Origin of the sequence: Vibrio vulnificus NBRC 15645 = ATCC 27562 (assembly GCF_002224265.1) — a bacterium.
In the GTDB taxonomy this organism is placed as follows: Bacteria; Pseudomonadota; Gammaproteobacteria; order Enterobacterales; family Vibrionaceae; genus Vibrio; species Vibrio vulnificus.
Map to the genome: position 1 here is coordinate 739908 of NZ_CP012882.1, position 17700 is coordinate 757607.

At 47.9% G+C, this 17700-nt stretch carries 17 protein-coding genes; 13 read left to right on the forward strand and 4 right to left on the reverse strand.

Annotation, left to right across the window (positions count from 1 at the left end; all coding sequences use genetic code 11):
• The first annotated feature begins 199 nt into the window (after window positions 1–199).
• Window positions 200–2263: an alpha-amylase gene (locus AOT11_RS18980; protein ID WP_017421527.1), complete on the forward strand. Its 2064-nt coding sequence runs from the start codon at window positions 200–202 to the stop codon at window positions 2261–2263.
• 30 nt (window positions 2264–2293) lie between these two features.
• Here the strand turns inward: AOT11_RS18980 and AOT11_RS18985 are convergent, their stop codons facing one another.
• Window positions 2294–2683, reverse strand: coding sequence for a DUF302 domain-containing protein (locus AOT11_RS18985; RefSeq protein WP_017421528.1), 390 nt, complete (start codon window positions 2681–2683; stop codon window positions 2294–2296).
• A 408-nt stretch (window positions 2684–3091) separates the two neighbouring features.
• On the opposite strand from AOT11_RS18985, the gene AOT11_RS18990 reads away from it, so the two are divergent.
• The 4 genes from AOT11_RS18990 to AOT11_RS19005 all read left to right on the forward strand — a co-directional run bounded on the left by AOT11_RS18990 (window position 3092) and on the right by AOT11_RS19005 (window position 5997).
• A complete protein-coding gene (locus AOT11_RS18990; RefSeq protein ID WP_017421530.1) occupies window positions 3092–3841 on the forward strand; it encodes a nucleoside recognition domain-containing protein in 750 nt (249 codons plus the stop codon).
• Window positions 3838–4305: a YjiG family protein gene (locus AOT11_RS18995; RefSeq protein ID WP_011081810.1), complete on the forward strand. Its 468-nt coding sequence runs from the start codon at window positions 3838–3840 to the stop codon at window positions 4303–4305. The genes AOT11_RS18990 and AOT11_RS18995 overlap by 4 nt, the downstream gene beginning before the upstream one ends.
• 9 nt (window positions 4306–4314) lie before the next feature.
• Entirely contained in the window at window positions 4315–5439 is a 1125-nt protein-coding gene (locus tag AOT11_RS19000; RefSeq protein WP_017421531.1) for a M20 family metallopeptidase, read from the forward strand.
• A gap of 168 nt (window positions 5440–5607) precedes the next feature.
• Complete coding sequence (locus tag AOT11_RS19005) at window positions 5608–5997, forward strand: hypothetical protein (protein WP_017421532.1); 390 nt, start codon at window positions 5608–5610, stop codon at window positions 5995–5997.
• Window positions 5998–6064: 67 nt separating this feature from the next.
• On the opposite strand, the gene AOT11_RS19010 is transcribed toward AOT11_RS19005, so the two are convergent.
• The gene (locus tag AOT11_RS19010) at window positions 6065–6850 is read right to left on the reverse strand and encodes a substrate-binding periplasmic protein (protein WP_017421533.1); all 786 of its coding nucleotides are present in this window, start codon (window positions 6848–6850) and stop codon (window positions 6065–6067) included.
• A 349-nt stretch (window positions 6851–7199) separates the two neighbouring features.
• On the opposite strand from AOT11_RS19010, the gene AOT11_RS19020 reads away from it, so the two are divergent.
• From AOT11_RS19020 to AOT11_RS19030, 3 genes are all read left to right on the forward strand, one after another.
• Window positions 7200–7481 carry a PepSY domain-containing protein gene (locus AOT11_RS19020; protein WP_017421534.1) on the forward strand — a complete coding sequence of 94 codons (282 nt, stop codon included), beginning with the start codon at window positions 7200–7202 and terminating at the stop codon, window positions 7479–7481.
• A complete protein-coding gene (locus AOT11_RS19025) occupies window positions 7474–7974 on the forward strand; it encodes a cytochrome b/b6 domain-containing protein (RefSeq protein WP_017421535.1) in 501 nt (166 codons plus the stop codon). The genes AOT11_RS19020 and AOT11_RS19025 overlap by 8 nt, the downstream gene beginning before the upstream one ends.
• A gap of 63 nt (window positions 7975–8037) precedes the next feature.
• On the forward strand, window positions 8038–9678 hold the full coding sequence (locus AOT11_RS19030) for a phosphoethanolamine transferase (protein WP_017421536.1): 1641 nt from the start codon (window positions 8038–8040) through the stop codon (window positions 9676–9678).
• Window positions 9679–9698: 20 nt separating this feature from the next.
• Here the strand turns inward: AOT11_RS19030 and AOT11_RS19035 are convergent, their stop codons facing one another.
• Window positions 9699–10595, reverse strand: coding sequence for a LysR family transcriptional regulator (locus AOT11_RS19035; protein ID WP_017421537.1), 897 nt, complete (start codon window positions 10593–10595; stop codon window positions 9699–9701).
• 173 nt (window positions 10596–10768) lie between these two features.
• Here AOT11_RS19035 and AOT11_RS19040 point away from each other — a divergent pair, with 173 nt between their 5' ends.
• The 4 genes from AOT11_RS19040 (at window position 10769) to AOT11_RS19055 (ending at window position 15154) form a co-directional block, all read left to right on the forward strand.
• Window positions 10769–11260, forward strand: a complete 492-nt coding sequence (locus AOT11_RS19040; protein WP_017421538.1) for a tetratricopeptide repeat protein — start codon at window positions 10769–10771, stop codon at window positions 11258–11260.
• A gap of 151 nt (window positions 11261–11411) precedes the next feature.
• On the forward strand, window positions 11412–13436 hold the full coding sequence (locus AOT11_RS19045; RefSeq protein ID WP_017421539.1) for an alkyl/aryl-sulfatase: 2025 nt from the start codon (window positions 11412–11414) through the stop codon (window positions 13434–13436).
• A gap of 177 nt (window positions 13437–13613) precedes the next feature.
• The gene (locus AOT11_RS19050) at window positions 13614–14126 is read left to right on the forward strand and encodes a hypothetical protein (RefSeq protein ID WP_017421540.1); all 513 of its coding nucleotides are present in this window, start codon (window positions 13614–13616) and stop codon (window positions 14124–14126) included.
• Window positions 14123–15154: an HlyD family secretion protein gene (locus AOT11_RS19055; RefSeq protein WP_017421541.1), complete on the forward strand. Its 1032-nt coding sequence runs from the start codon at window positions 14123–14125 to the stop codon at window positions 15152–15154. The genes AOT11_RS19050 and AOT11_RS19055 overlap by 4 nt, the downstream gene beginning before the upstream one ends.
• Before the next feature lie 161 nt (window positions 15155–15315).
• On the opposite strand, the gene AOT11_RS19060 is transcribed toward AOT11_RS19055, so the two are convergent.
• On the reverse strand, window positions 15316–16140 hold the full coding sequence (locus AOT11_RS19060; protein WP_017421542.1) for a LysR family transcriptional regulator: 825 nt from the start codon (window positions 16138–16140) through the stop codon (window positions 15316–15318).
• A gap of 223 nt (window positions 16141–16363) precedes the next feature.
• Here AOT11_RS19060 and AOT11_RS19065 point away from each other — a divergent pair, with 223 nt between their 5' ends.
• Complete coding sequence (locus AOT11_RS19065) at window positions 16364–17620, forward strand: OmpP1/FadL family transporter (protein WP_017421543.1); 1257 nt, start codon at window positions 16364–16366, stop codon at window positions 17618–17620.
• Window positions 17621–17700: the final 80 nt, after the last annotated feature.

Genomic DNA, 17700 nt, shown 5'->3' on the forward strand with positions numbered 1-17700 from the left:
ACCTCGGCAAAGTTTTAGGGCGTAGGGAGTAAGAAGGATGTGTTTGTTATTCCGTCGTTTTATTCTGAGCGTGATAAAAACGATCAAACGTCTATCTTTTTAAGCCTTCATGGTTCTGAGCATCTGTTGTTTTGAGCATCTATTGTTTTAAGTATCTATGGTGACTTGAGAGGGTAAGGCGTGAACAACGGACTGAACGATGAAACTGAATGCCATAACCCTAACTCTGATCCTCAGCTCGACAGCGGCGATTGCCGAGCCGAATTTAACCATCTCAACCACCACCAACAGCCGAGATTTTCCACTCAGTACCGAGCAGCCATTAGTGGTGCCGCTGGTCAAAGACAGCTATCAACTCAAAGTCACCGGGCTGGAAGGCGATTGCCAAGCGCCCGATGCGCAGGTGATCAAGTTCAACCAACCCATTGCGCTGAATTGCGGTAAAGCGACCGAACTTCCGCTAAAAATTCGCTTTACGGGTGACTACAGCTTTGAACTGGACGCGAACGCCCACACGCTGACATTTAAACGAGAGCCGAAAAAGGTCGCCAAAACCGAGTTCAAACGGCCACTGCCGCAGGTGACTTGTGAAGTCTACCAAGGCGGAGAAGTGACGATTGAACTGGGCGACAGCTTCAAAGACGGCACCTCACTGCGTGACGCCTACAGCGGCCAAGTGGTGAGCGTTAAGCAGGGTAAAGTCAGCTTAACGCCGTCGGCGCAATCGGGTGGTTTGGTGCTGCTGGAACCGGTTAAACAAAACAAAAAAGCGCGCCCTTTCGATTACCGCAACGCGAATATTTACTTCGTGATGGTGGATCGCTTTCACAATGGCGACCCCAGTAACGACCAAAGTTATGGTCGTCAGAAGGACGGCAAAGAGGAAATTGGTACCTTCCACGGCGGAGATCTTAAAGGAGTGACGGAAAAGCTCGATTACATTCAAAGTCTCGGCACCGATGCGATATGGCTGTCACCGATTGTAGAGCAAGTGCACGGTTTCGTTGGTGGTGGCGACAGCGGCTCTTTCCCATTTTATGCCTACCACGGCTATTGGACGCGTGATTTTACCAAGATCGATGAAAACTTTGGCCGCGATGAAGATTTGAAAACATTGGTGGAAGAAGCGCATAAGCGCGGCATCAAAATCTTGCTGGATGCGGTCATCAACCATTCTGGGTACTCAACGCTGGCGGATCTGCAATTTGATGGGATGCAAGTGACGGCAAAAGAAGCGAACTTGCCAGAAAAGTGGGCCAATTGGCAGCCAAAAGAGGGTGAAAACTGGCATAGCTACCACTCTGCGATCGATTATCAAAGCCAAAACTGGTCACAGTGGTGGGGGGCAGATTGGGTGCGCACTGGGCTGCCGGGTTACCAAAAACCGGGCAGCAGCGACATCACTTTGTCTCTCGCTGGGTTACCTGATTTTCGTACCGAGTCGACCCAAGCGGTGACGCCGCCACAGTGGCTGTTAGATAACCCTGGCACGCGCGTGGTGGCGCGTGACAACTACACCGTCAGCGACTATTTGATAGAGTGGCAAACCGATTGGGTGAAACGCTTTGGTATTGATGGTTATCGGGTAGATACGGTCAAACACGTAGAAGGCGAAGTGTGGAAGCGTCTGAAACAAGAAGCGACGAAAAGTCTCGATGCGTGGCGCAAAGCCAATGGTCAATCGGGTGCGCCGTTTTGGATGATGGGGGAAGTGTGGGGCCATTCTGCTTACCGCAGCCCTTATTTTGACGACGGCTTTGACGCGCTGATCAATTTTGATATGCAGAAGAAGCTCGATAAAGGCGCAGCCTGTTTTAGCCAAATGGCTGACACCTATCGCGATTACGCCAACACCATCGCGCAGCAAAGTGACTTCAACCCAGTGAGCTACATGTCCTCACACGATACTGAGCTGTTCTTTAGCCGTTTTAAAGACTATACCGTGCAGCGCAACGCCGCGAACGCATTGCTCCTCAGCCCAGGTGCGGTGCAGATTTATTATGGTGATGAAGTGGGGCGCAATATTGGCCCATATGCCGATGATTTCCATCAAGGCACCCGATCAGATATGGTTTGGACACTGTCTGACGAACAACAACGCTTGCTTAACCACTGGCAGACGTTAGGGCAGTTTCGTCAAGCACACCCTGCCATTGGCGCGGGTGTGCATAAAGAAATCGAACAAACAGGCGCGTACGTTTTTTCTCGCACGCTGGGGGATGACAAAGTGGTGATCGCCTTTGTAGGCAGAACGGAAAAATAACCCAATGCCGCCATCGTTATCGGTGGTGGCTTATTGTGCCAAACCGGCGCAAACGCGTTGCAGTTTTTCTTTCACTTGCCCGGCTAGCCCTTCGATGCCGGGTTGATCCACCATGCTGAGCACCGCAGAGGGGTCCATAAACGCCACCGTCACGCTATCGTCTTCTTCCACCCGCACCACCACATTGCACGGCAGTAATAAGCCAATATCTGGCTCGGCGGTGATGGCTTGATTGGCCAAGTGAGGGTTGCAAGCGCCGAGAATCACATAAGGTTTTCTATCCACATCGATCTTTTTCTTTAAGGTCGCTTTGACATCGATTTCGGTCAAAATACCAAAGCCTTCTTTGGCGAGCTCTTCGGTCACTTTGCTAATCGCTTGTTCATAGCTGCCAGCAAACTGAGTGCTAAATCCGTACATGTTTATCTCCTTGATGGATAAATTCCGTTTGAGTATAGGAGAGAATGTCGGCGTTTGAGCAATGGCACAAGGTGTGCTGACGGCGCGAAAGTTCGATGATCGCTGCAAATCTCTTTTATCTCGCCGAAGAAAAGCGACGTTTGCCGCAAAAGATCCATAAAAATTGCTAGCGCACTGTTATGAAATGTGGGGAATTTGGTTTCCAATTCGCTTGGTTGTGAATGGATTAAAAAACCTAATTTGTGATATTAATTAATATAATATGTTAATTGTGATGGTTATCAAAAAATAATATTTCAATAGTGGCTTATTTAATCGTTTGGCGTGGGGGTTGACCCTGATCAGTATGTAACCCGTCTTCTACGTTCAAGATCCTATGCGTTCAGTTCCACAACCATAGGTGAATTTATGACAACTCCTGTTCAAACAGAACGCAAGGTAACGATTGGGAGCTACATTGCTCTCGCGTTCGCTGTTGTGTTCTTCTCGGGCCTACTGCAATCCAATCAGTGGTATGGCGTTTTTGACTTTACAACGCTAAACGGTGCGTTCGGTAAAGTGGCGTACGGCGTGAACGAAACGGCCGATGGCGTACAAGCCATGACCACCTCTTTCCGTGGTACAGGCGGTAGCGGTGCGCGTGATGGTTTCATCTTCGCGTTAACCTTAATTCCAACGGTGATGTTCGCACTGGGTATGATCAACGTGCTTGAACATTACGGCGCATTGGACGCAGCACGCAAATTGCTGACGCCGCTACTACGCCCATTGATGAACATCCCAGGTAACACGGGTCTTGCATTGATCGCCTCTCTACAAAGTACCGATGCGGGTGCGGCGATGACACGTCAGTTGAAAGACGAAGGCCACCTGACCAAGCGCGAAACCGACATATTCACCATGTTCCAGTTCACTGCCGGTGCCACCATCGTTAACTTCTTCTCTTCTGGCGCGGTGCTCTTCACCCTCACCATGGCAGACGGTTCACCAGCAGTAACATCGTCTATCGGCCTAGCGGTTGCCGTGATGTTCGTCTTCAAAATCGTCGGCGCGAACTTGTTCCGCATCTACCTAAACCTAACGGAAGGTAAAGAAGACAAACAAGACAACGCGGATCAAGACAAACCACAAACGCTAAAAGAAGAGGCAGCAAAATGAGTGAAGTAAAAGCAAAGAAGCCAATTGTGACCGACATTTTTGTTGAAGGCGCGAAAAAAGGCTGGGTTATTGCCACCACCTCGACCGTTCCTAACGTTCTGATGGCGTTTGTGATCATCAAAGCGCTGCAAATCACGGGCACACTTGATTTGATGGGCAGCGTATTCTCACCCGTCATGGCGGTGTTTGGTTTGCCGGGTGAAGCGGCGGCGGTATTGATCGGCGCATGGATGTCGATGGGCGGCGCAGTGGGTGTGGTGATCAGCTTGTTTGACCAAGGCATCCTTAACGGCACTCACATTGCGATTTTGGCGCCAGCGATCTACCTAATGGGCTCACAAGTTCAGTACGTTGGCCGTATCTTGGGTCCTATCGGCACTGAAGGCCGTTACATTCCAGTGATGATCGCAATTTCAGTATTGAACGCCTTTGGCGCCATGCTGGTCATGAACCTGTTTGTCTAGGAGTAAGATATGCAATTTTCTCTCGAGCATTATCTGGAAGAGTTAAAACCGCTGATCAACGTTGATTGTGGTACCTACACCCTAGAAGGCATCGAATGTATTGCCAGCCAGTTTGAGCAAAAGTTTCAAGCGATGAACGGCTGGCAGCTCAAGCGTGTTGACTGCGGTAAAGCCGGTGTCGGCCTTGAAATTCGCAACCAACCGGATGCCGCGCAGATCGATGTGATGATGATTGGTCACATGGATACGGTGTTCCCAGTCGGGACGGCAGCCGCGCGCCCGATGTCGCAAGACGCTGAGAAAGCGTACGGCCCAGGCGTGTCGGACATGAAATCTGGCTTGCTCAACATCGTATACGCGATGCGCAATTTGGACCAAGCCGTGCTGGATAAGCTTTCTATCTGCATTTGCATGAACCCAGACGAAGAAACAGGCTCTGGCGATTCGGTTGAATGGATTCAATCGGTCGCCAAACTGGCCAAAAACGTGCTGGTGGCAGAAGCCGCCCGCGCCGATGGCGGCTTAGTGAAAGCACGTAAAGGTATGGCGGGTTACAAGATCAACTTCAAAGGCATTGCGGCCCACGCGGGTAACGACCCTGAAAAAGGCCGCAGCGCGATCACCGAAATGGCGCAGTGGATCATGGCAATCAATGCGATGACCAACTTTGAATCGGGCACCACGTTAAACGTGGGTGTGGTGTCTGGTGGTGCGGGCGCCAACATTGTGCCGGAACACGCGCAAGCGGTAGTCGACGTACGTTTCTGGAACAACGCAGAATACGATGATGTAGACACCAAGCTCAATGCCATGGCGCAAACACCCTTTGTGGACGGCGTCAGTGTCACCATCGAGCGCGATGCGTACAAGCCGTCTATGGTGCCAAGCGAGCAGACGGAAGGTCTGATGCAGTTGGTGGAAAGCGCCGCGCAAGAGCTGTCGATTGATCTGAACTGGCACGCGGTGGGCGGTGGCTCTGATGCGAACAACACGGCGATTTTGGGTGTTCCTACCCTTGATGGTTTGGGCCCAATTGGCGCGGGTTTCCACAGCGATCAAGAGTATCTAGTGCTGGCCTCGATTGAACCTCGTATCCGTATGCTGATGCGTGTGCTTGAAAAACTGGCAGCTTAAACGTTTAACTGTTTAATAACGCATTAAATTAAAACCCCGTGGTATCGCATGACCACGGGGTTTTTGTTTGGCTGTGAGTTTGTGCCACAGGTTTCAATCTTGAACCTGTCATTTCTACTTGGTCTCTTCTACGCTTTCATCAATGTATCCACAAAGGAAGTACTCACTATGACTATGAAAGCATTATTGATCACTCTGGTTATCGGGCTGGCAACGTCACCACTGGCGTTGGCTGAAAAACCGAACTGGGCAGGGGAAGGCAAACCCAGCAAGGAAGCGGTGGAACAACATGCCGAAGAAATGATGCAAAAACACTGTGACAAGAAAGACAAAGAGTGCCTGAAAAAACGAGAGAAAGAGCAGAAACAAGCCGCCAAAGAAAAAGGCAAGAAAGAAGAAAAAATGGCGATGAAAGAGCAAAAAATGCAGGACAAAGAAGCACGTAAACAGGCGCTGAAAGAGAAAAAGCAAGCGTTAAAAGATCAACGCGAAAAGCTTGAAATGGAAGAAGAAAAGATCGAAAAAGAGCTCAAAAAACTGGAGGAAGATGACGAGTAAATTGTCGCCAATTTCTCATCGCTTACCTCGAGGTGTCTCTCTTTGCCATTCGCGCAAGGAGAGACATTTACTCAGCACCGATTAAGTATTTCTTTATGCTGGTGTCGATCACATCATCCCGAATAAGCCCTATCATTTCCCAAATGTTTTGCACTAATTGCGGATTCTCTTCGGCAAACTCATGGCTGAATATAAGGTAGTAATCCTTAGTCGATATCGGTGGGGAAACGCGTTCAACGTTGGAAAGCTGGTGTTCATTAATGTAACTGCTGGCAATGTTGCTTTGAATAGCAATGGCGCTTAAGCGTCGTTTGCCGAGCATCTCGAAGAGCTTTTCTGTGTTGCCGATTTCGAGGATATTGACGTTACTCTCCTTCAGTCTCTTTGTAATGGAAAAACCAGTATGAGCCCCTACGGGGACGTCTCCAATCGAGCTCAGTTGTAGACCGTCCCATGTGAACGGTTGCTCTTTTAGCTTGTAAAAATAGTAGTCTAGTGTGGCGATGCGCAAGTTGTGATCGGCTTGCTGATCTTTCATCGGATAGCGCGCGTATTGAGCTCGCTCTTGACTGTAAGAAAAAATAAATCCGCCATTCACTTGGTTCGCTTTGATCTGGCTTAACACTCTTTTACCAGGAACCCTGACATAGTTGATTTTGATGTTGAGCAGACGAGCGGCTTGTTCAATGACATCGACGGAGACACCGGGTGGCTCGACAACCAAGTTGCCATTGCCCATTTGAAAGGGGAAAGATTCGACGTCTGAATACGCCAGCGTTATTGTCGTGACGGGCGAAGCGTGTGAGCGGAATGGGCTCAGCAACATACAAAACAGGAACAATAGATAGCGCATTCAGTTTGCTCTGGATTCGATGATTGTTATTTCTCTCAGTATAGAGCTCAGAAGCGCACCATGACCCGATTTGCTGAGAAAATGAGCCATTCGTCAATATGTTGATTCCGGAGCGTGTGCAAACTATTGCCTTCTTATACCATTGCTCGTTTTTACCTCATCAGGCAATAATTTCGATCTGGCGATCGCCGTTTCCATTGCGGTGTTTGGACTCAATTCATATCAAGCGTTTGCTGGCGTGATCTCTTTGTCATCTCGCCTTCGTTATTCATTCATTTTATTTCTTAAGCCAATCTTAAGTTTCGCTCGATATGATTCGCCTTGTTAAAGCACACACAAGGACGCAATCATGAAAAAAACACTTCTCTTGACCACCACCGCATTGATTTCATTGGGCAGCGCAACCAGTGCATTGGCCGATCCACAGTGTACGAATGCACCTGAATCACAATGGATTAACTTTGAGCAAGCCAAATCTCAAGTGGAAGCGATGGGGTACAAAATCAAAGTGTTCAAAAAGACCAAAACCGGTTGCTATGAGTTGTATGGTCACACCAAAGAGAACAAACGCGTCGAAATCTATTTTGATCCCACCGACATGCGCAAAGTGAAGGAAGAGTTGGATGACTAACACCTTTAAATGGGATTGGGTTGTGCAAGCAACCCATTGGATTGTGGCAGTGCTGTTTTTCGCCAACTTTTTTGTCTTGGAAGAGGGCAGCGAATGGCATCACTGGGCGGGGTATTTGATCCTGCTGAGTTTGAGCCTTCGCTTTGCTTGGGGGTTAGTGGTGGAGTCACCAGCACGTTTAACTCGCTTTCTGCCTTCGGTTTCAGCCGCGCTGACGCACTTAAAAGAAGTGGTGAGCGACAGACAAGATAAGCACCTTGGTCATAACCCCGCAGGCGCAGTGATGATTTGGCTATTGTGGGGTTTGATTATCGCAACCGCTGGCAGTGGTTGGTTGACCGAGAGCGATCTTTTCTGGGGAGAAGAGTGGTTAGAGGAAGTGCACGAAGTGCTTGCCAACCTAACCTTAGTAGCCGTTGCAATTCACGTCTCGGCCGTGATTTTTATGAGCAAATGGAATCGCAAAAATTATCTCAAATCGATGCTGCCTTAGCAGCACATTCGCAGGGCTGTGAATGCTCTGCGCTGGTTTTGTTTCACATTGAGTTTAGTTGTTATGCAGCGAATTTTAAAAAATACCCATTTCTCGTACGTTGGCATCACATTGATGTTGGCGAGCTACTTTGCGTTTTTGGTTAACATCCCGATTTACGCCACGTTGCATTCGATCTTAAGTGGCTTAGACAGCGTTAAGATCGGCTTTGTTATTTCTATCCCGCTGTTTTTTCTCGCAGCGTTTAATTTGCTGTTTAATCTGTTTAGCTGGCCTTGGATCACCAAGCCCTTTTTTGTTGTGTTGCTGCTGGTTTCAGCCGCGGTGAGTTATGCGGGCTTTAACTACGGCACCTTGTTTGATTCCGATATGATCGCCAACATTCTTGAAACGGACTCTGCCGAGGCGAGCTCATATCTCAGTGCCTATTCTGTGCTGTGGATCGGTTTGATGGGCGTGCTACCTGCGGTGCTATTGGCGGTGATGCCGATTCGCTCAAGTGGGTCATGGTTGCGATTTGTTGGCCGCAAACTTGTCTCGATGGTGATTTCTCTGGCGGTGATTGTCGCGATTGCAGGGCTTTACTACCAAGATTACGCCTCCGTTGGGCGCAATAACCCTTACCTTCGTCAAGAGATCATTCCCACTCAATTGGTTTACAGCATCGGTAAGTATGTTCACCGCACGTACTTCTATCAGCCTATGGCATACCAAAAGTTGGGTGAGGATGCGCAGCAGTCGTCACAAGCGTTACAACAAGCGAAAACCAAGCCGACGCTGATGGTGTTCATCCTTGGCGAAACCGCGCGCTCAAATAACTTTGAGTTGAACGGTTATCCGAGAGCAACCAACGCGTACACCAAAGATCTGGATGTGATCTCATTTAGCCAAGTCTCGTCGTGTGGAACCGCAACGGCGGTATCGGTGCCTTGCATGTTTTCTGCAATGAAACACGCGAACTATTCGAAGAGCGTAGCGGATAATCAAGATAACGTCATCGACATTCTCAAGCGCGCCAACGTTGATCAATTGTGGCTTGAAAATGACGGCGGTGACAAAGGCGTAGCGCACAACATTCAAAAATCGGTGGTGGATCGCAACGCAAAAAATGCCTTCTGCGATGGCAATACCTGCTACGACATGGCGATGTTGGAAGACTTCTCCCAACGAGTGGACGGCATGCAAGGAAACCGAGTGGTGTTTTTGCATGGTATGGGCAGCCACGGGCCGACCTATTTCCGACGCTACCCAGAGCAGCAGGCGGCGTTTCAACCTGATTGCCCTCGAGCTGACATTGAAAACTGCAGTGTCGAGCAGATCGTTAACAGTTACGACAACACCATCTTGTATACCGACTACGTGATTGCACAGACGATTGAACAGTTAAAAACGCTGCAAAATCAGTTCAACACCGCGCTGTTTTATGTCTCTGATCACGGCGAATCATTGGGTGAAGATGGGCTCTTCTTGCACGGCATGCCGTATGCGCTTGCGCCAGAAAACCAAACCAAAGTGCCCATGCTTTTTTGGGCATCCAACGGCTTTGCCAAGGAAAAAGGGCTAGACAGAAAGTGCTTAGCCAATGAAGCCACACACGGCGCGTTTTCTCACGATAACCTGTTCCACTCCATGCTTGGCATCATGGACGTGAAAACTCAGGTTTATCAAAGCGATCTGGATATTTTTGCCCAGTGCCGCAGTTAACTAGTACTCAGTTAATGTTGTTACTGAGTAAAGTAGCGACTGAGTCGTTCACGAAGCCATTGGTTGGCAGGGCTGTTGATCTCTCGGTTGTGGATGAGAAGTCGATAGGTGATGGGAATGGCGGTCATTGGAGAGTGGAGAACTTGCAAACCCAGTGTCTCGGCAAATTGCTCCGCCAATGATCGGGTGACCATGGCGATGCAATCGCTGGTGGCAACGAGTGACATCTGCGCCACCATCGAATCGCATTCGGCCGCTACCCGTCTAACGTGGAGAAACTCTTCGGTAAAGTAATCGGCGAGGTAGACGTTTTCTCTACGCATTTTTAAGGTGATGTGCTTCTCTTGGTAGTACTCATCGCGGCTAATCGCCCCTTGAATACGCGGGTGCCCACGCCGTGCAATCAAGCAAATTTCGTCATTCATCAGCTTTTCTGAATAGAAAGAAGGGGCTGAATGGTGCACAAAATCAATCGCGAGATCCGCTTGCTGTTGGTTTAAACGCGTAAACTGCTCGTCCACATCGCAAGGCATGTGTTGAAGCTCGATGTCTATTTTGCCCAGTGTCGAATCGCCTTCAATCTTAGGCAGCAGTGTCAGCATCAAAGGCTCAGGGACATAAATGACAAATTTGCGATGGGTTTGTGGGCCAAATGATTCCAACCCTTCAAGTGCATTGTGAATTTGGCTGAGTGCCGGCTCGACTTGCCTTGCCAACTCATGTGCATGGTGTGTGGGGGCAATCCCACGGCCATCCCGAGTAAACAGGGTGACGCCAAGTTGCTCTTGTAGGCGTTTTAAAATGCCACTGACGCCTGGCTGGGTTAACCCCATGGCGTCAGCCGCCAAGGTGATCGAACGGTGGCGATACACGGTGACAAATACTTTCAGTAAGTTGAAGTCGATCGGGTTATCCATAGCCTTAATACATCGCATTTTGTTATGTTTTGAGCTAAGTTTTATAGAACTTTAGCGATGAGTCAATGAAGGTTTTGGCTCAACAGTGAGAGGAGACGGAAAATGCTCTCTGCTCGTTTCACTGTCATCAGTCAAAAACACAACAAAGATGAGCATAACAATAGGGAGTTCACATGGATGAGGTGATTCAATCCGCAATCCAATTGAGAAAAGCTGGGCAATACGATCAAAGCCGGGCGCAATTAACCACCTTGCTTCAAGACGCGCACTACAAAGCGCTAGCGCATCTCCATATTGCTTGGAGCTATGATAATCAAGGGTTGGAATCACAAGCGGTGCCCCACTATTTGGCGGCAATACAAGGTGACTTGACTGGAGATGACCGCTTTGAAGCCCTGTTTGGTTTGGCCAGTACATTGAGAAGCTTAGGGGACTATCAAGATGCACAGAACTGGTTTGAGAAAACACTGCAGGAGTTTCCTGAGCGAAGAGAAGTGATGCCGTTCTACGCAATGTGCCTTTATAACTTGGGCAAACATCATCAATCGACCGCGTTGCTACTCAATCTACTGGTGGAGACGACACAATCTCAAGCCATTCTGGGTTATCAAAGAGCCATTTCTTTGTATGCGGAAGATTTGGATCGTGTCTGGCCTAAGGGCTAAAGCGCGCGATGCGGTATGGAGGGATTTCTTGATTGAGTGAACCGTTAAAACATCGCAATTTTTGATGTTTAAAATAAACATTCATGCATGTATCTCTATGTGTTGTTTTTCTAAAGTATGCCCATAACAACGCACTGAGAGAGATAACGTTATGAATATCCGCTTTGTACCCTCAACCCTTACCCTTGCTTTGATGGTGTCTTTTGCTGCATCGGCGGACTACGCCAGCTTAGAAAACTATCAAGGCAAGCCAGCAACGACGCACACAAAACAAGCCAATGCTGAATTGGCAAAACAGCTGCCTTGGCATGATACTTCGGCATTTGAGCGCACTGGGCGTGGGCTCATTGCTGAGTTCGGAAGTCACCAAGCTGGCGAGTTAAAGCAGCGCTTTGACTACATGGCAGAAATGAACGTAGCGCAGCTGCCAGACACGGTGAATCCTTCGATTTGGCGTCAAGGCATGCTTAACTACACGGCAGGCGGCTTGTATGAAGTGACGGATGGGGTGTATCAAATTCGTGGTGCTGACCTCTCGAATATGACCATTTACCGCACCAACAATGGCTACGTGATTCACGATCCACTGCTTTCTCGAGAAGCGGCAGCGGCGTCTTGGGAATTTGCCAAACAACATCTCCCTAAAGTGAAGGGCGGCCATAAAATCACAGGCATGATCTACTCGCACATGCATGCCGATCACTTTGGTGGCTCTCGCGGCATTCTCGATTCCGGCGATATGGTGAAAAATGCGCCTATCTATGCGCCGAAAGATTTCATCAAAGAGTTGGCCGATGAAAACATCATTGCCGGAACCGCAATGGGGCGTCGTGCAAACTACCAATATGGCACCACCCTTGATAACAATACTCAAGGCATTGTGGATAACGCGTTGGGATTGGGAACGTCACGTGGTGAAGTGACGCTAGTTACGCCAACCGTGGAAATTGATCCACGTGAAAAAGAGATCACGATTGATGGTTTAACCTTCCTCGCGATCAACATGCCAGGCGCAGAAGCCCCAGCAGAAATCGTGCTTTATGTCCCTAAGTATCGCTCTCTCAATACCGCTGAGCTGACTTACGATGGCATGCACAATATCTACACGTTCCGCGGCGCGAAAGTGCGCGACTCCCTAGTGTGGACCAAATACCTCACCGAGCTGAAACTGCGTTTTGTTGATAGCGGTTTGGTGGACAACATCCACGCTGCGCACTCAGCGCCAGTGTGGAATGATCCGAGCACTGAGGTGAATGAGATTTCACAATACATGGCATTACAGCGCGACAACTATGGCTTTATCCATAACCAGTCAATGCGCTTAGCAAATCATGGCGTGACCATTCACGATGTGGGTCGTGAGATTGAGAAAATTGTGCCTCAAACGCAAAAAGAAACTTGGCACACCAATGGTTACCATGGCTCCTACAGTCACAATGCGCGTGCGGTAGTGAACTTGTATCTTGGTTATCACGATATGAATCCAGTGAACACCAATCCATTGGAGACTCAGGATAAATCGTGCGTTTACGTCGAAGCTGCGGGTGCAGAGAGATTGTTTAAAGCTGGCCAAAGCCACTTTAGCAAAGGTGAATATCAACAAGCATCGCAACTATTTAACGACTTAGTTCAGTGTGAGCCGAACAATATTCAATACCGTTTTGCTTTAGCAGACAGCTTTGAACAGCAAGGCTATCAGTCGGAAACCATGGCATGGCGTAACTCTTACCTGCAAGGAGCCGTTGAACTGCGTACCGGTAAGATTAAGCCGTCAATCAAACTCGCGTCTGCCGATGTCATTGCCAATACTCCAACGGGTATGTTCCTTGATTTCGTTGCGGTGAAACTCAATGCAACAAAAGCAGAGCAAGCGGGTTTGGATTTCCGTTTTGGCGTGTCACACCCTGAGCTGAAAGAGCATTACTACGGTGAAGTGTCCAACGCGAATATGGCCAATATTCAAGTAGATAAGTTACCAAAAACGGATGTGACTCTATCCATCAGTAAGAGCGACTTAACGCAAATGGTACTCGGTAAAACAACGTTAGATAAGCTAGTAAAAGAAGGAAAGGCAAACCTGAAAGGGGATGCCCAACTGATAAAAGCATTGTCGGAATGTTTAGATGAGTTTGATGGCTTGTTTGAAATTCTTCCAATGCCGAATAAAAAAGCATAGAAAGTGCTAACCCCATATCCCTCAACTTCGGTTGAGGGATTTTTTCTTAATTCCCGTCGTTGAATCAAAAAAAGTGCAAAAAGTGGGCACTGAATGGAATAGCGACAATTCCCAATTGATTAGAACGATTTTGTAAAATGCTCAGTTTAAACGACCAATAAAACAAGGCTCTACATTATGTCTACCTCTAAAGAAAACCTAGAGAATAAGGACGGTCTAGGCACTAAGCTAATCAGGTTTGTTCGATACACCTTAGGATTTTTAATCAAAGCGGTGATCGCCATCGGTGTGCTGGTGGGGTCATCAGTGGCCCTGTCTAAACTCGGTGCTATTCATGGCAAAGACCTACCAGAGAACTACTTTTCCAACGGTTACCCCACTATTTTACGTTTGCTCGATTCCGAAGTGTTTATGGGTTTCATCTTTTTCGTGACTGTGGCTGTACTCATTTATGTGGCTTATCTTTTCTGGCGACTTCACGAAGTGGCGGTGCATCGTTCGTCAGAAATGTCGAGTGCTCACACCCAATTGGTCTTTGCTTTATCACTGTGCGGACTGTTTGTGGATAAAGCGTGGTGGGTGTTAGCGATCATTATTGCCTTTGCGCGGTGGGATGTGCTGGCCAAAGAGCTCTCTAACATCATCCGCAATGGTGTACGAAGCAATAAATCAACGGAGAATAACGCATGAAAGAGATAATGCTGCCCTATGTGTTCATCTGTTGGATTTTGGTGAAAACAGGCTTGGTGAAGTGGACGCTGAAAAACGCCGTGATCATTGTTGGTATTGGTGTGGTGTTGGCGTTGGCTCTGTTTACTGCCCACCGTTTTTGGTCTCCAGCGGATCTAACCAATAGCACCACAGTCAAAGCTCCTCATGCGGTGCTCAGCCCACTGATAGGACAAGAAGTGGAAGCGGTGTTTGTCGATCACAACCAAATGGTGAAAAAAGGCGATTTGATCTACACGCTGCGTACCGAAGATACGGAATCGCAGATGAATGGTTTGCTGGCGCAAAAAAAAGCGGCGCAAGCTGAGATTTTGGCGCTGACTTATCAAATTGAAAATGACAAAAAGAACCTGCAAAGGCTTGAAAAACTGCACGACTATGCGCAGGAATTTCAACGAGATGATGTGCGCACGCGCATTGAATCCACTGAAGCAAAAATCGCCTCGGTTAATGCACAAATCCTCAATATTGAAGCGCAAATGGCAACCGCGACTTGGCAAAATGAACGCCGTGAGATCCGTGCGCCGTTTGATGGCCAACTTTCGATCACCAACATCGTCAGTGGTACGCGTTTAGGTAACATGCATCTGTATGACACTAGTAAGAAGTTTGTCGAAATGCGTATTGCCGATCAGACCTTTAGAGGTATTGAAGTTGGCCAATTTGCTGAGTTCTATGTGGATGCCTATCCGGGAGAAATCTTCCGTGGGCGAGTTCATAGCGTAACGACGGGGACGGGCGAAGCGGCGGTCTCGGTAATCAACGGCTCGCAGCATGTTCGTCAGCACGTTGGCAACAATATGGGGTCGCATGGTCGCACCATTATTATTGAGTTTATCGAACCTACTGGTTACAACGTGCCAATTGGCGCGACTGGGGCGGGGTGGGTGTCGGCCAAAAAACCACATCCACTGCTTGGATTTATGGATATTATTGGCGCGGCAACGGTTCGCTTAAAAGCGTATAAGTCCTATTTGTCGGCGATGTAAGTGCCTCGTTTTTCACAACAATGAGCGAGTGTGGGTGGTTAAAATCAAGGCCATGAGCTTAAATGCGCGTGGCCTTGTTTTGTGTTTCACCAATGTGTTTGCAATCCGGTTTGAAAAGAGGAAATGAAAGATTTAAATCGTGAGCTTGCATTGGGTTGTGATTACGCGTGATGTTTATTGCTCCAGCGCGTTTTAATATTGTGTTCCACCACTGAAATAATGAGATCAGTGAGCCATTTTTGTTTTGCCGCATGGCGAAGAGAGGCTTTCGTAATGAGTGCGACATCAATATTCAATCGTGTCTGTTTGGTAGAAGAAAAATGCGGTTCATAACGCAAGGTATAACAATCTTCCATTAACTGCATCATAAGTGCGTGGCTATCAACAATAATGCCAACATTCGTCTCCGGTTCGAGCGTTTTAAAATGATCACTGTATTCGTTTACTCCTGAAACAATAAATTTCACATACTCGCCTTCTTTATTGCCTTCAAAATATCCTGCACCAGAATGTATTCTTTTTTGATAGAACGCTTGAGGCTTATCATTAATAATGTGCAAGCCAATATCGACACTCTCATTTAGAATAAGAGACTCACTGTGTTCTCCCCATTGCCTAATTTCAATTTTGGCCTTGGTCTCGGATCGAATAGCTTCAATGAGTGCTTTGCCGATCTGAATCAAATAAGGTTCAACAATGTGTAAGGTGACTTTATCAAGCAGAGAAGGATCAAACTGCTGTGGAACGAGTGCAGAGTCGATTTGTTCTAAGGCGATACGAATCTTAGGTTCTATGACGTTTGCATAGTCAGTGGGCACTAACCCTGTACTTTCCCGTAGAAAAAGTGGATCGGCCAACTCTTCCCTCAACTGCGCCAAAACTTTTGAAACGTAAGATTGTGAACGCCCTAATTTTTTTGCGCAACGTTGTGTCGAACGAGTTTGCATTAATAGTAGGAATACGTGGAGGTTATTTAAATTGTTCATAGCCTTCTTCTTATCTTGTTTTGAACAATAATAATATCCAATATTTTGTTTTTTCGTGTGTGGTTATTGTAAGATAAATTCAGTGTTCTACACTATCACTTGTTGATAACTATATAATTTAAAGTAAATAATTTCAGGTCAAGGTGCGGAAAGGAATAACCATTATTCCAAAATGGAAAGTAAATCAAAGTAAAATTAGGTTTATTTTTAAAAGAATCTAAGTATGAAAAATATCTTCTCTTCTGTTTTGAGTGACCACGACAATAGGGAGGAAGGTGGCACTTTGCGCCCTTCCAACTGGCTAACATTTTCACTGCTGAGTGCTTCTCTTTTTACTCCTTTTCCCGCCATCGGCAGTGGCATTTTTCTGCAAGAAGCGGTCATCGCAAACGCCGGTACGACGGGCGCAGGGGATGGTGTGTATACGCAGTCGGCGGCGGCAATGTGGGCAAATCCAGCAACCATGCCGTGGATGGGCGAGACACTGACAACCGTCAATGTCACGGCGTTTGACTTGCAAATTAACTATCACGATCAATCGGGTGTCGGTGATGGGCAAGCGGCGTCTTTGATGCCATCTGCTGGCCTGTTTCATGTTCGCCAACTCAACGAAGACGTGCACTTTGGCATCGCGTTGGGCACGGTGGGCGGCTCCAGCCTAGATTACGGCTCTGAGTGGCAAGGTGCGGCACTGATGACGGATATTGCGTTGGCGGCAGTGCAAATCAACCCTGCACTCGGTTTTAAAGTGACCGACCAGCTTTCTTGGGGGATCGGCGCGCAAATCAGTTGGGCTTCTTTGGAAATGGGCATGGCTAATGCTCGACGGCTTGAGCAATCTTCTGATTGGGCCTACGGTTTCAACGCTGGCGTGATGTATCGGGTGAGTGAGCGGTGGAATTTGGGGGCAAGTTTTCGCTCCAAAGTGAATCATGAGTTTTCAACTGAGCTCAGTGGTGGGCAACGTGCACTTCCAGTAGGCACGGATCTGGTTGTGCCCGCGATTGTGGATGTGAGTAGCAGCTACGCAGTGAATCCGAAGCTTAAGTTACTCGCTTCGATCCAATTACACCGCTGGAGTGAATGGGATGAGACAGTGTTTGATTTTGGCCGTGTAGATTCAAATCCTCTAGGGCTGAACTCGATAGATCGTCAGTGGGAGGATGTCTGGAAGATGGCCATTGGTACGGATTACCAGCTCAATGCCGATTGGCGTTTAAAGGCCGGTTTCTCGTATGAATCTTCACCACAAGATGATCCCAGCAAACAGTGGGTCGATTTGCCCGTTGGCCAGCAATATCGTTACTCAGTTGGTGCTACGACGCAGTGGGATAGTTATGTCCTCGATGTTTACTACGAGTATGCAGATCTAGGAGAAGTGGATATTGCTCCGCGGAAAATAGCGAATCAAGATGTGGGTATAAGTGGCGCCTTTGAAGGCCGTATTCACTTTGTTGGTTTGAGCGTCAGCTTTAAGTAAGCGCATCTGCTCCGAGTTTTTGAGCTCGGAGCTTTCTTGATCCGGTTAAAGTGTTCGTAAAAGTGGTGAGGCCGCGATAA

What these genes read in the sequence shown, in the direction of transcription:
- AOT11_RS19000 (WP_017421531.1), top strand. Translation starts at nt 4,315, where the DNA reads ATGCAATTTTCTCTCGAGCATTATCTGGAAGAGTTAAAACCGCTGATC.
- AOT11_RS19060 (WP_017421542.1), bottom strand. Translation starts at nt 16,140, where the DNA reads ATGAACAATTTAAATAACCTCCACGTATTCCTACTATTAATGCAAACT.
- AOT11_RS19055 (WP_017421541.1), top strand. Translation starts at nt 14,123, where the DNA reads ATGAAAGAGATAATGCTGCCCTATGTGTTCATCTGTTGGATTTTGGTG.
- AOT11_RS19030 (WP_017421536.1), top strand. Translation starts at nt 8,038, where the DNA reads ATGCAGCGAATTTTAAAAAATACCCATTTCTCGTACGTTGGCATCACA.
- AOT11_RS19040 (WP_017421538.1), top strand. Translation starts at nt 10,769, where the DNA reads ATGGATGAGGTGATTCAATCCGCAATCCAATTGAGAAAAGCTGGGCAA.
- AOT11_RS19065 (WP_017421543.1), top strand. Translation starts at nt 16,364, where the DNA reads ATGAAAAATATCTTCTCTTCTGTTTTGAGTGACCACGACAATAGGGAG.
- AOT11_RS18990 (WP_017421530.1), top strand. Translation starts at nt 3,092, where the DNA reads ATGACAACTCCTGTTCAAACAGAACGCAAGGTAACGATTGGGAGCTAC.
- AOT11_RS18980 (WP_017421527.1), top strand. Translation starts at nt 200, where the DNA reads ATGAAACTGAATGCCATAACCCTAACTCTGATCCTCAGCTCGACAGCG.
- AOT11_RS19010 (WP_017421533.1), bottom strand. Translation starts at nt 6,850, where the DNA reads ATGCGCTATCTATTGTTCCTGTTTTGTATGTTGCTGAGCCCATTCCGC.
- AOT11_RS19035 (WP_017421537.1), bottom strand. Translation starts at nt 10,595, where the DNA reads ATGGATAACCCGATCGACTTCAACTTACTGAAAGTATTTGTCACCGTG.
- AOT11_RS19020 (WP_017421534.1), top strand. Translation starts at nt 7,200, where the DNA reads ATGAAAAAAACACTTCTCTTGACCACCACCGCATTGATTTCATTGGGC.
- AOT11_RS18995 (WP_011081810.1), top strand. Translation starts at nt 3,838, where the DNA reads ATGAGTGAAGTAAAAGCAAAGAAGCCAATTGTGACCGACATTTTTGTT.
- AOT11_RS19025 (WP_017421535.1), top strand. Translation starts at nt 7,474, where the DNA reads ATGACTAACACCTTTAAATGGGATTGGGTTGTGCAAGCAACCCATTGG.
- AOT11_RS19005 (WP_017421532.1), top strand. Translation starts at nt 5,608, where the DNA reads ATGACTATGAAAGCATTATTGATCACTCTGGTTATCGGGCTGGCAACG.
- AOT11_RS19045 (WP_017421539.1), top strand. Translation starts at nt 11,412, where the DNA reads ATGAATATCCGCTTTGTACCCTCAACCCTTACCCTTGCTTTGATGGTG.
- AOT11_RS19050 (WP_017421540.1), top strand. Translation starts at nt 13,614, where the DNA reads ATGTCTACCTCTAAAGAAAACCTAGAGAATAAGGACGGTCTAGGCACT.
- AOT11_RS18985 (WP_017421528.1), bottom strand. Translation starts at nt 2,683, where the DNA reads ATGTACGGATTTAGCACTCAGTTTGCTGGCAGCTATGAACAAGCGATT.